We start from the raw sequence: 12,831 nt of genomic DNA, 5'->3' as shown, positions 1-12,831 counted from the left end.
CGCCTTTCTCTTCGCAACATGACAGATTCTTCGATCCTGGACGATTCCAACCCACCCCCGCAGGGCCCCGGCACGGGCGGCCCTGCCGATGGCGAGGGCGACGACGCGCTCGACCTGGGCCGCTACGCCCAGCGTGCCTACCTCGAATACGCGATGAGCGTGGTCAAGGGCCGTGCGCTGCCCGATGTCTGCGACGGCCAGAAGCCCGTGCAGCGCCGCATCCTGTACTCCATGTCGCGCATGGGCCTGGGCTTCGGCGGTGCCAACGGCACCGTCGGTGCCAAGCCCGTCAAGAGCGCGCGCGTGGTCGGCGACGTGCTGGGCCGCTTCCACCCGCACGGCGACCAGGCCGCCTACGACGCACTCGTGCGCATGGCGCAGGACTTCAGCCAGCGCTACCCACTCATCGACGGCCAGGGCAACTTCGGCAGCCGCGACGGCGACGGCGCGGCGGCCATGCGCTACACCGAGGCACGGCTGGCACGCATCACGCGGCTGCTGCTCGACGAGATCGACGAAGGCACGGTCGACTTCATCCCCAACTACGACGGCTCCACCGAAGAGCCGCGCCAGCTGCCCGCGCGGCTGCCCTTCACGCTGCTCAACGGCGCGAGCGGCATCGCGGTCGGCCTGGCCACCGAGATCCCGAGCCACAACCTGCGCGAGGTGGCCGACGCCTGCGTGGCGCTGATCAAGACCCCGAAGATCAGCGACGAGGAGCTGCTGCAGATCCTGCCCGGCCCCGACTACGCGGGCGGCGGCCAGATCATCAGCACGGCTGGCGAGATTGCCGACGCCTACCGCACCGGCCGCGGCTCGCTCAAGGTGCGTGCGCGCTGGAAGATCGAGGACCTCGCGCGCGGCCAGTGGCAGCTCGTGGTGACCGAGCTGCCGCCCGGCGTCAGCAGCCAGCGTGTACTCGAGGAGATCGAGGCGCTGACCAACCCGCAGGTCAAGGCCGGCAAGAAGACGCTGAGCCAGGAACAGCAGCAGCTCAAGGCCAGCATGCTGGCCGTGCTGGACGTGGTGCGCGACGAATCCAGCAAGGACGCCGCCGTGCGCCTGGTGTTCGAGCCCAAGACCAGCCGCATCGCCCAGCCCGAACTCATCGGCGCGCTGCTGGCCCACACCAGCCTGGAGACCAGCGTCCCGATCAACCTGACCGGCGTGGGCCTGGACGGCCGGCCCGTGCAGAAGTCGCTGCGCCAGCTGCTGGAAGAGTGGATCGCGTTCCGCCAGACCACGGTGCAGCGCCGCTCCCAGTACCGGCTCGACAAGGTGCTGGACCGCATCCACATCCTCGAAGGCCGGCAGCTGGTGCTGCTCAACATCGACGAGGTCATCGCCATCATCCGCCAGTCGGACGATCCGAAGGCGGCGCTGATCGCGCGCTTCAAGCTCTCGGACCGGCAGGCCGAGGACATCCTGGAGATCCGGCTGCGCCAACTGGCGCGTCTCGAAGCCATCAAGATCGAGCAGGAGCTCAAGGAATTGCGCGAGGAGCAGGGCCGGCTGGAAGACATCCTGGCCAACCCGGCCTCGCTGCGCCGCCTCATGGTCAAGGAGATCGAGGCCGACGCCAAGACCTTCGCCGATGCGCGCCGCACGCTGATCCAGGCCGAGAAGCGCGCCGTGGCCGAGGTGCGCGTGGTCGACGAGCCCGTCACCGTGGTCGTTTCGCAAAAGGGCTGGGTGCGCGCGCAAAAGGGTTGGGCCAAGGACCGCGCCACGCCGGCCGAATACAGCTTCAAGTCCGGCGACACCCTGTACGGCGCCTTCGAGTGCCGCAGCGTGGACCACCTGCTGGTGTTCGGCAGCAACGGCCGCATCTACACCGTGGCGGTGTCGGCGCTGCCGGGCGCGCGCGGCGACGGTACGCCGTGCAGCTCGCTGATCGAACTGGAAAGCGGCACGCAGCTCGCGCATTTCTTCGCCGGCCCGGCCAGCGCCCAGCTGCTGCTGTCGAGTTCGGGCGGCTACGGCTTCCTGGCGAGCGTGGAGAGCATGCTGTCGCGCCAGCGCGGCGGCAAGAGCTTCGTCAGCGTGGGCGAGGGCGAGACGCTGTGCCGGCCTTCGCACGCCGCGGGCGTGGCCCAGGGCCTCACGCTCGCACCGGCCACGCACGTGGCCTGCGCCTCCACGGGCGGCCGCATCCTGACCTTCGAGATCGCCGAACTCAAGGCCATGGAGAAGGGCGGCCGTGGCCTCATGCTGATGGACCTGGAGCCCAAGGACGCATTGGCCGGCGCGGTCGCCTACACGCGCAGCATCCGCATCGAGGGCATCGGCCGCGGCGGCAAGGCGCGCGAAGAGCAACTGGAGATCCGCTCGCTCAACAACGCGCGTGCATTGCGCGGGCGCAAGGGCAAGAGCACGGACCTGGGCTTCAAGCCGACCACGGTCCTGCGCGTCGAGTAAGCCCTCGCGGGGTCAGGCCCCGATCAGCCCGCCGTCCACACGGCGGATCACGACGGTGGCCGAGCGCGGCCGGTTGGCGCCCTTGTCGGGCCAGTTGGAAAAGCGGGTGGGCGTGGCCGGGTCGCTGCGCTCGCTCGGGCTCTCGCCCGGGTGCTGGATGTTGATGAACATGGTGCGGCCGTCCGGCGTGCCGGTGGCGCCCGTGATCTCGCAGCCGGCGGGCCCTGTCAGGAAGCGGCGGATCTCGCCCGTGGCCGGGTCGGCTGCCAGCATCATGTTGTGCGCCAGGCCCGCGAGTTCGCCCTTGCCCATGGCCGAGGTCGACATGTCGGTCTGGATCCACAGCACGCCGCGCGCGTCCACCCACAGCCCATCGGGGCAGGCGAAGGCGTCGCCCTTCACATTGCCCTTGGCCTCGGCGCGCTCGTTGAGCGGGTCGCCGGCCAGCACGAAGTGGTTCCACTGGAACGCCAGGCCGTCGTGGTCGCCGTCTTCCTTCCAGCGGATGATGTGGCCCATGCCGTTGTTGGCGCGCGGGTTGGCGGCGTCCACGCCGGGCTGGTCCTTGCCACCCCGGTTGCTGTTGTTGGTCAGCGTGCAGTAGACCCAGCCCTGCTGGTCCACCGCGATCCATTCGGGCCGGTCCATCCTGGTCGCGCCCAGGCGGTCGCTGGCCTGGCGGCTCTTGATGAGCACCTCGCCCTGGTCGGCGAAGCCGTTGGCCGCGGTCAGTGCGCCTTCGCCATGGGTCAGCGCGATCCAGCGGCCGCGGCCGTCGGCATCGAAGCGCGCCACGTACAGCGTGCCGATGTCCAGCAGCGCGGCGTTGGCGGCCGCGCCGCCGGCCTGGATGCGGCCGGCACTCACGAACTTGTAGATGTACTCGAAGCGCGCATCCTCGCCCATGTAGACCACGGCGCGGCCGTCGCGCGTGACGGCCACGGTCGCGCCCTCGTGCGCGGCGCGGCCCAGGGCCGTGCGCTTCACCGGTGTGCTGCTCGGGTTGTTGGGGTCGATCTCCACCACCCAGCCGTGGCGGTTGAGTTCGTTCGGGTGCTTGCCGGCGTCGAAGCGCTCGTCGTGCTCGTGCCAGCGGTAGCCGGCGGGGTCGCCCTTGCGCAGGCCCCAGCGCGCGTGGTGGGCGTCGGGCTGGTCCGGGCCCTTGAAGTAGTTGACGAAGTTTTCTTCGCAGGTCAGGTAGGTGCCCCAGGGCGTGATGCCGCTACCGCAGTTGTTGAAGGTGCCCAGCACGCGCCGGCCGCTGGGGTCGGCAGCCGTCTTGAGCAGCGCATGGCCGGCGGCGGGGCCGGCCACTGTCATCGGCGTGCGCGCCGTGATGCGGCGGGCCCAGGGCGAGGGGCGCACCACGTCCCAGCGGCCGTCCTTGAGCGCCACTTCGCAGACGCTGACGCCGTGCGCGGCCTGGGCCTTGCGCACCTTCTCGGCCGTCCAGCCGGCCATGCCGCCGGCGTGCAGCAGGCCGTCGTCGGTGTACTCGTGGTTCATCACCAGCAGGCCCGAGGTCGCACTCTGCGCGTAGAAGTGGATGCCGTCGTGGTGCATGCCGAACTGGGTCTCCTGCTCGGCGGCACTGTTCGTGGCGTCGGCTTTGTAGGCCGGCATCTCACCCGACAGGCCGACCGGATCGCCCCAGGGCGCGATCACCTGGGCGGTGTAGCCCTCGGGCACGGTGATGGTGTCGGCGTTGGAGATCGGCACGCTCTTGAAGCCGAGCGTGGTGCCCGTGGCATTGCCGCCGGTCGTCGCGCAGCCCGACAGGCCGAGCCCGGCCAGCGGTGCGAGAAAGGCCGAGGCCGCCGCGCCGCGCAGCAAGGTGCGGCGCGAGGGCTGGCTGACATCGTGGATGCTGGGGTTGGGACAGCGGTTGCTGTCCTCCATCGCGGAGAAATCCTTGGGCATGGTGTTCTGGGGTTGTCGTGGGAACCCCGGAACACTGCCCGGTCACGGTGACGTGTTGGTGACAGTCACACGGCGCGCGTGATGCCGCCGTCGATGCGGATGTTCTGGCCGGTGATGTAGCCCGACTTGTCTCCGGCCAGGAAGGCGATCAGCTCGCCCACTTCCTCGGAGGTGCCATAGCGGCCCATGGGAATGCGCGCGCGCCGTTCTTCCTTCTCGGGCAGGCTGTCGATGTAGCCCGGCAGCACATTGTTCATGCGGATGCCGTCGGCCGCGTAGCGGTCGGCATAGAGCTTGGCGAAGCTGGCCAGGCCGGCACGGAACACGCCCGAGGTCGGGAAGGCGGCCTCGGGCTCGAAGGTGGCGTAGGTCGAGATGTTGACGATGGAGCCGCTGCGCTGCTGCTGCATCTGCGGCGTGACCAGCCGCGCGATGCGCACCACGTTGAGCAGGTAGAACTCCATGCCCAGGTGCCAGTCGGCATCCGGGATGGCCAGCAGATCGCCCTTGGGGCCGTGGCCGGCGCTGTTGACCACCGCGTCGATGCGGCCCCAGCGGGCCAGCGTCGCGTCGACCAGACGGCCGAGGTCGGCATCGGACTGGTTGCTGCCCGTCACGCCGATGCCGCCGAGCTCGGCGGCCAGCGCTTCGCCCTTGCCGGACGAGGACAGGATGGCGACGCCGTAGCCGGCCGCAGCCAGGGCCCGTGCCGCGGCCGCGCCCATGCCGCTGCCACCGGCGGTGATGATGGCGGCGCGAACCGTCATTCGAGTTCTGCGATCAGCTCGATCTCGACACAGGCGCCCATCGGGATCTGCGCCACGCCGAAGGCGCTGCGCGCATGCGCGCCGGCCGGGCCGAACAGCTGGCCGATGAGTTCGCTGGCGCCGTTGGTGACCAGATGCTGCTCGGTGAAATCGGGCGTGGAGTTCACCAGGCTCATGAGCTTGACGATGCGCTTGACCTTGGACAGGTCGCCAGCGGCGGCCTGCAGGGTGCCCAGCAGGTCGATGGCGACGTTGCGTGCTGCCGCCTTGCCCTCTTCGGTGCTGACGTTCTTGCCGAGCTGGCCGACCCAGACCTTGCCGTCCTTCTTGGCCAGGTGGCCCGACAGGAACACCAGCTTGCCGCTCTGCACGAAGGGCACATAGGCGGCGGCCGGCGCGGCCACGGGAGGCAGTTCGATGCCCAGTTGTTTCAGCTTGTCGTGGATGCTCATGGGTTCACTCCTGATTGTTGGCTCTGGCTCTGGCTCTGGCTCTGGCTCTGGGTCTCGCTTCCGCCTTCGGCCTCGTCCGGTTCCGCCAGGGGCGCCACCGTCACGCCGACGTGCAGGTTGTGGCGGGCGCCGCCGTGGATGACGCCGCGCATGGGCGAAACGTCGGAAAAATCGCGCCCGACGGCCAGCGTCACGTAGTCCTCGCCGGGCGTGCGGTCGTTGGTCGGGTCGAAGTCGTACCAGCCGTCGTGCCCGGGCACGTCCGGCACGTAGACCGACGTCCAGGCGTGCGAGGCATCGGCGCCCACCAGGCGTGGCTGGCCCGGCGGCGGCTGCGTCAGCAGATAGCCCGACACATAACGGGCCGGCAGGCCCAGCATGCGCAAGCAGGCCACCATGATGTGGGCGAAGTCCTGGCACACGCCCTTGCGCTGGGCCAGGGCATCGACCGCGGGGGTGTTGACCTCGGTGCTGTCGGAGACGTAGTCGAAATCGCGGTAGATGCGCCGCATCAGGTCGTCGACCGCCGCCAGCAGCGGCGCGCCCGGCGTGAAGCTGGGCCGCGCATAGTCCAGGAAGTCGGCATGGCGCGGAATGTAGGGCGAGGGGAACAGGTACTCGGACGCTGCGTCGTAGCCACCACCGGCGCGGTAGCGGAAGCGGTCGCGCACCTGCTCCCAGCCGAGCGGGCTGGCCGGGCGCCTGGGCACCTGGGTCTCGACCACGCTGTCGGCCACCACGCGCAGTTCCTCGTGGCCGGTCTGCAGCGCGAAGAAGCTGCGGGTGTTGCCGAACACGTCGCGGCCCGTGCGCAGTTCGTCCGGCTCGGGCGTGACCACCAGCCGGTGCTGCAGCAGCCGCTGGCTGGGCGTGTCGCGCGGCTGCAGGTGGGCCACATGCTGGGCCGTCTCGACAGCCGGCGTGTAGTCGTAGCGCGTTTCGTGGGTGACTTGCAGGCGCATGCGGTCTCCCTCTCAGGCGCCGACGCTGGTCTTGGCGTCGCGCGAATGCGTGAAGTAGACGGCGCCGACCGCGTCGGAGATGTCGTAGGCCGACTGCACGCAGCTTTCCAGCCGCTGCAGCAGTTCGGCATGGTCGCCTTCGGCGTCGAGGGCGCAGATCTCCTCGAGCGACCAGCGCGCCGGCTGCAGCACCTCGCGCGCCAGCGGCGTGTCCTGGACCTTGGCCTCGCCCGCCAGCTTGGCCAGCCGGCCCGCCAGCGTGTGGGCGACCCAGCCCAGCGAACGCGGGTTGTCGCGGTCGAGCACCAGCAGGTCGAGCAGCGCGGGCAGCTCACGACCCTGCTGGTACTGCGAATGGAAAGTGATGCTGCTGTCGAACAGCGACAGCACGGCCTCGAAGCCGCCCGTGGTGGCCACCGCGCCGCTGGACAGCGCGCGCGCCAGCGCCGAGGAGAGGAAGCCCAGGCGTTCCACGTGCCGGCCGATGGAGAGCAGCCGCCAGCCGTCGTCACGCGTCATGCGGTCGGTCTGCGCGCCGGTCATCGCGGCGGTGGCGGTGCTGGTGGTCTCCAGCAGGCGCATCGCCTCCAGCGCCGAGAAGTCGCCGCTGCGCGTGGCTTCGGTGCAGCGCGCCAGCAGGTCTTCCTCGGCCTGCACGATCACGTTCCAGTGCTCCTGGGAGAGCCGCTCGCGCACGGCGGAGGCCGCAAAGCGCGTGGCGCGCAGGTTGTAGCCCACGCTTTGCACCTTCTCGGTGTCGCCCAGGCCGGCGATCAGCGAGCGCTCGAACACGCGGCGCGCCTGTGCGGGCGAGGGCACGGCCGGCAGCACCAGTGCGAAGCTCTTGCACATGTCGTACAGCCAGGCCAGCAGCGGCGCCAGCGACTGGTCTTCGCCATTGAGCGCTGCCAGCGTCACGCGCGCCAGCCGCAGGGTGTTCTCCGAGCGTTCGGCATAGCGGCCCAGCCAGAACAGGTTCTCCGCGGCCCGGCTGGTCACCAGGCGCCGGCGGCGTACCACGGTCGCAGGCGACTGCTGCTGGGGCAGCAGCGTGGTGCGGTCGACCTCGCCTTCGGTGCGCACCCAGACATCGGCGCTGCTGCCGCCGCGCTGCATGGAGGCGATGCTGTGGTGCGCGCTGACCATGCGCGCCAGGCCGCCCGGCAGTACGCGCCACGAACGCGGACCGTCGGACACGGCGAACACGCGCAGCATCACCGAGCGCGGTGAGATGCGCGGCGGGTAGCCGTTGCCGCTGGTCCAGGTCGGCATCTGCGACAGCGGCATGTAGGTCTGCACGGTGTGCTCGTCGCCCTGGCGCACGATGCGTCCGGCCCATTCGTCGAGCTGGCGGCGCGACAGCGCGTTGCCGAGCACCGCCTCGAACGGGGCCTGGCCGCCGCTGTCGCCATAGGTGGGCTTGATCACGCAGCGCGACAGCTCGGGCAAGGCCGCCTCCATGGCAGCGCGTTCGCCGCACCACCAGGTCGGCACGGCCGGCAGCTGCAGTTCCTCACCGAGCAGGTGGCGCGCCAGCGCCGGCAGGAAGCCCAGCAGCGCGGGCGATTCGAGGAAGGCCGAGCCGGGCGCATTGGCCACCAGCACGTTGCCGGCACGGATCGCCTGCAACAGGCCCGGCACGCCCAGGCGCGAATCGGGCCGCAGCTCCAGCGGATCGAGGTACTGGTCGTCGAGCCGCTTGATCAGGCCGTGCACGGGCTCCAGGCCCTTGAGCGTCTTCAGGTACAGGCGCTGGTCGCGCACCGTCAGGTCGCTGCCTTCGACCAGCGTGATGCCGAGGTAGCGTGCCAGGTAGGCCTGCTCGAAGTAGGTCTCGTTGTAGGGGCCGGGTGTCAGCAGCGCGATGTGGGCGTCGGCACCGGCCGGGCTCATGCGTTGGATGCCTTCGACCATGGCGCTGTAGGTGGCGGCCAGGCGCTGCACGTGCAGCGACTCGAAGGCCTCTGGAAACAGGCGCGAGATGGCCAGCCGGTTCTCCAGCAGGTAACCCAGGCCCGAGGGCGCCTGCGTGCGCTGCGAGACGACCCACCAGTTGCCGTCGGCACCGTGGGCCAGGTCGTAGGCGGTGATGTGCAGGTGCGTGCCAGCCAGTGGCTCGCAGCCGTGCATGGCGCGCAGGTAGCCGGGATGGCCCTGCACCAGCCCCGGTGGCAGCAGGCCTTTGGCCAGCAGCCGCTGCGGGCCGTAGACATCGGCCATCACGCTGTCGAGCACGCGCACGCGCTGCAGCACGCCGGCTTCGATCTGGCGCCAGCTGTCGGGCGAGACGATCAGCGGGAACAGGTCCAGCGACCAGGGCCGCTGCGGGTTGGCGGCATCGGCGTAGACGTTGTAGGTGACGCCGTTGTCGCGCAGCTGGCGGCGCATCAGCGCGGTGCGGCGTTCCAGGTCGCTGAAACCATCGCGGCCCAGCAGTTCGAAGAAGTTGGTCCAGTCCGCGGTGAGCGGCGCCCGTGCGGCGTTGCTGCGCGCGGGCGCATCGCCGGCGGGCCGGGCCATGCCGCTCAGCTCATCGTAGTGGCCGGGCAGGGCGGGCCTGGCCAGCGCTGCGGCCAGCCCGGCCGCGCTTTCCTGGCCTTGCCCGTCGAAGAGGTTGTTGTTTGCTTGATCCACGTCAGAGGCATTGTCACATCCCGGTCACCGCCGGGATGCTGCATACACGCCACAGGCGTCGATTTCGCTGCGCTCAGCGCCGCAGGTCCAGCGTGAACGGGAACTCGCGGCTGCCGGGCACGTTGATGGTGGCCGGGGGCACCACCATCGTGCCCGGCGTGTGGCCAATGCGGAAGAAGCGCGCCAGGCGCCGGCTTTCGGCCTCGTACGAGTTGACCGGGAAGGTGTCGTAGTTGCGGCCGCCCGGGTGCGCCACGTGGTACTGGCAACCGCCCAGCGAGCGCTTCATCCAGGTGTCGACGACGTCGAACACCAGCGGCGTGTGCACGCCGATGGTGGGGTGCAGCGCCGACGGCGGGCTCCAGGCCCGGTAGCGCACGCCGGCCACGTACTCGCCCTTCACGCCCGTGGGCTGCATGGCCAGCGCACGGCCGTTGCAGGTGACCACGTAGCGGCTCTCGTTGAGGCCGGTCACGCGCACTTCGATGCGTTCCAGCGAGGAATCCACATAGCGCGCCGTGCCGCCGGGCGCGCCTTCCTCGCCCATCACGTGCCAGGGCTCCAGCGCATTGCGCAGCGTGAGCTCGATGCTGTTGACCTGCATCTGACCGACGATGGGGAAGCGGAACTCCAGATGCGGCGCGAACCAGGACGTGTCGAAAGCGTAGCCGGCCTCGCGCATCTCGCGGACCACGTCGTCGAAGTCCATCTTGACGAAGGTCGGCAGCAGGAAGCGGTCGTGCAGCTCGGTGCCCCAGCGGGTGGCGGGGGCCTGGTAGGGCGCGTTCCAGAAGCGTGCGACCAGCGCGCGCAGCAGCAGCTGCTGGGCGATGCTCATGCGCGCATGCGGCGGCATCTCGAAGGCGCGCAGCTCCAGCAGGCCCAGCCGGCCGGTGCTGCTGTCGGGCGAGTACATCTTGTCGATGCAGAACTCGCTGCGGTGGGTGTTGCCGGTGACGTCGATCAGCACGTTGCGCAGCGTGCGGTCCACCAGCCAGGGCGGCATGTCCTGGCCATAGACCTCGCGGTTGCGGGTGATCTCGCGCAGCGCGATCTCCAGTTCGTACAGCTGGTCGTTGCGGGCCTCGTCCACGCGCGGCGCCTGGCTGGTCGGGCCGATGAACATGCCGCTGAACAGGTAGGACAGCGAGGGGTGGTTGTGCCAGTACAGCAGCAGGCTGGCCAGCAGCTCGGGTTTGCGCAGGAAAGGGCTGTCGGCCGGCGTGGCGCCCCCCAGCACGAAGTGGTTGCCACCGCCGGTGCCGGTGTGGCGGCCGTCGGTCATGAACTTCTCGGCCGACAGGCGCGTCTCGAACGCGGCCTGGTAGAGGAATTCGGTGTGCTGCACCAGGTCGCCCCAGTTGTGCGCCGGGTGGATGTTGACCTCGATCACGCCCGGGTCGGGCGTGACCTGCAGCATCTTCAGGCGCGCATCGCGCGGCGGCGGGTAGCCTTCCAGCACGATCTTGACGCCGAGTTCCTCGGCCGTGGCCTCGACTGCAGCCAAGAGGTCCAGGTAGTCCTCCAGCCGCGCCAGCGGCGGCATGAACACGTAGAGGTGACCCGACTTGGTGCCCACGCGTTCGGCCTTGGGACCGTTGGCGCGGCGTGGGTCGCGCGCTTCCACGCACAGCGCGGTGCGTGTGATCCAGTGGGCCGACTCGAAGCGGTCCGGGCTGCGCAGCAGGCTGGCGGGCTCGGTCTGCAGCGGGTCCGTGGCCGCGGTCTCGCCCAGTCGGCGGTCCTGCAGCTTGCGGGCGGCCTCGGCCGGGCGGTCGGCGGTCTGGACAAAGCGGGCCGGGTCGTGGCTGGCCGCGGCTGTTGCGCCGCTGCCATGGGCTTGCGCACCCAGGGCCGCGGCATAGCTGGCACGCAGGGCGTCGCCGGTCGGCAGCGGGCCGCGCGGGTCCATCGGGTCGCGCTCGTGGAAGTAGGGGTACTCGGCCTTGCTGACCCAGGGCAGCGAATCGAGCGGCAGGCGGTAGCCCATGGGCGAATCGCCGGGCATCAGGTACATGCGCTCGTCGCGGAAGAACCAGGGGCCGGTGGTCCAGCGGTTGCCGGCCACGCTGGGGCCTTCGCCCACCTGCAGCGGCAGCACGTAGCCGATCACGGCATCGAGCTTTTGCTCGAACACGCGGCGCAGCCGGGCGCGTTCGAGCTCATCGTCCAGCCGCGTGTCGAACGGATCGACGTTGACGGGCAGGCGGCGTTCGCGCCAGAGGTAGTAGAAGACGTCCTCGTAGCCCGGCTCGATGAAGCTGTCGGACAGGTTCAGCTTGGAGGCCAAGAGCGACGTGAAGCGGCGCGCATCCTCGCTGCTGTAGCTGGCGGCATCGCGCTCGTCGGCGAACAGCGCCGGGTTGCGCCAGCTGGGCTGGCCGTCGGCGCGCCAGAAGATCGACAGCGCCCAGCGCGGCAACTGCTCGCCCGGGTACCACTTGCCCTGGCCAAAGTGCAGGAAGCCGCCCTGGCCGTATTCGTCGCGCAGCTTGTGCACGAGTTCGGTGGCGTAGCCGCGCTTGGTCGGGCCCAGCGCGTCGGTGTTCCATTCGGCGGCGTCGCGGTCGCTGGTGGCCACGAAGGTCGGCTCGCCGCCCATGGTCAGGCGCACGTCGCCGGCCACGAGCTCGGCATCGACCTGCTCGCCCAGGGCCAGCACCTGCGCCCATTGCTCCTCGGTGTAGGGCTTGGTCACGCGCGGCGATTCGTAGATGCGCGAGACCGCCATGTGGTGCTCGAACGTCACCTCGGCCTCGTCGACCAGGCCCTCGATCGGTGCGGCGCCCGAGGGCTGCGGCGTGCAGGCCAGCGGGATGTGGCCTTCGCCGGCCAACAGGCCCGAGGTCGCGTCCAGGCCGACCCAGCCCGCGCCGGGCAGATAGACCTCGCACCAGGCGTGCAGGTCGGTGAAGTCGTGGTCCGTGCCGCTGGGGCCGTCGAGGGCCTTCACGTCGGGCGTGAGCTGGATCAGGTAGCCCGAGACGAAGCGCGCCGCCAGGCCGCAGCGGCGCAGCAATTGCACCAGCAGCCAGCCCGAATCGCGGCAGGAGCCAGCGGCCAGCTTGAGGGTCTCCTCCGGCGTCTGCACGCCGGGTTCCATGCGGATCAGGTAGCGGATGTCGCTGGCGACCTGCTGGTTGATCGCCACCAGGAAGTCGATCGTGCGACGTTCCTGCATGTCGATGGTGGCGAGGTACTTCTCGACCAGCGGCGTCATCGGCTCGACCGCGAGGTAGGGCGCGAGTTCTTCCTTGACCTCGGGGCTGTAGGCGAACGGGAAGTTCTCGGCGGCCGGTTCCAGGAAGAAGTCGAACGGGTTGTAGACCGCCATCTCGACGACCAGGTCCACCGTGACCTTGAACTCCTGCGTCTTCTCGGGGAAGACCAGGCGTGCCTGGTAGTTGGCGAAGGGGTCCTGCTGCCAGTTGACGAAGTGCTGCGCCGGCTCGACCTTCAGCGAATACGAAATGATGTTGCTGCGGCAATGCGGCGCGGGCCGCAGACGGATCACCTGGGGGCCCAACTGCACGGGGCGGTCATAGCGGTAGTGGGAAACGTGGTTCAGCGCTGCGTGTGTGGACATCTGTGTCTCTAGGTCTGGATGTAACAACCCCTGGCGCTCGCCAACGGTGCCGGATACTAGCAAGAGGCGAGCCAAAGGCGGGGTGCGCTGCA

At 69.9% G+C, this 12,831-nt stretch carries 7 protein-coding genes; 1 reads left to right on the top strand and 6 read right to left on the bottom strand.

Going from position 1 to position 12,831, the window contains the following annotated elements; translation table 11 throughout:
• Window positions 1–18: 18 nt before the first annotated feature.
• Window positions 19–2,418 carry a DNA topoisomerase IV subunit A gene (gene parC, locus ASF45_RS02140; protein WP_082550752.1) on the top strand — a complete coding sequence of 800 codons (2,400 nt, stop codon included), beginning with the start codon at window positions 19–21 and terminating at the stop codon, window positions 2,416–2,418.
• 12 nt (window positions 2,419–2,430) lie between these two features.
• On the opposite strand, the gene ASF45_RS02135 is transcribed toward parC, so the two are convergent.
• The 6 genes from ASF45_RS02135 to ASF45_RS02110 form a co-directional block, all read right to left on the bottom strand.
• The gene (locus tag ASF45_RS02135; RefSeq protein WP_056656141.1) at window positions 2,431–4,338 is read right to left on the bottom strand and encodes a PhoX family phosphatase; all 1,908 of its coding nucleotides are present in this window, start codon (window positions 4,336–4,338) and stop codon (window positions 2,431–2,433) included.
• A gap of 65 nt (window positions 4,339–4,403) precedes the next feature.
• Window positions 4,404–5,105 (bottom strand): SDR family oxidoreductase, encoded by a 702-nt coding sequence (locus ASF45_RS02130; RefSeq protein WP_056656138.1) that lies wholly within the window; start codon window positions 5,103–5,105, stop codon window positions 4,404–4,406.
• Complete coding sequence (locus ASF45_RS02125) at window positions 5,102–5,557, bottom strand: RidA family protein (protein WP_056656134.1); 456 nt, start codon at window positions 5,555–5,557, stop codon at window positions 5,102–5,104. Before ASF45_RS02125 ends, ASF45_RS02130 begins: the two co-directional genes overlap by 4 nt.
• A complete protein-coding gene (locus tag ASF45_RS02120; protein WP_056656131.1) occupies window positions 5,554–6,519 on the bottom strand; it encodes a transglutaminase family protein in 966 nt (321 codons plus the stop codon). The genes ASF45_RS02125 and ASF45_RS02120 overlap by 4 nt, the downstream gene beginning before the upstream one ends.
• A 12-nt stretch (window positions 6,520–6,531) precedes the next feature.
• A complete protein-coding gene (locus ASF45_RS02115) occupies window positions 6,532–9,153 on the bottom strand; it encodes a circularly permuted type 2 ATP-grasp protein (protein WP_056656129.1) in 2,622 nt (873 codons plus the stop codon).
• A 73-nt stretch (window positions 9,154–9,226) separates the two neighbouring features.
• On the bottom strand, window positions 9,227–12,739 hold the full coding sequence (locus ASF45_RS02110; protein WP_056656127.1) for a DUF2126 domain-containing protein: 3,513 nt from the start codon (window positions 12,737–12,739) through the stop codon (window positions 9,227–9,229).
• Between the last annotated feature and the right edge of the window lie 92 nt (window positions 12,740–12,831).

Origin of the sequence: Pseudorhodoferax sp. Leaf265 (genome assembly GCF_001422365.1) — a bacterium.
Taxonomy (GTDB): domain Bacteria; phylum Pseudomonadota; class Gammaproteobacteria; order Burkholderiales; family Burkholderiaceae_C; genus Pseudorhodoferax.
The sequence above is the reverse complement of the archived record's forward strand: the minus strand, read 5'-3'. Positions and strand labels throughout refer to the sequence as shown.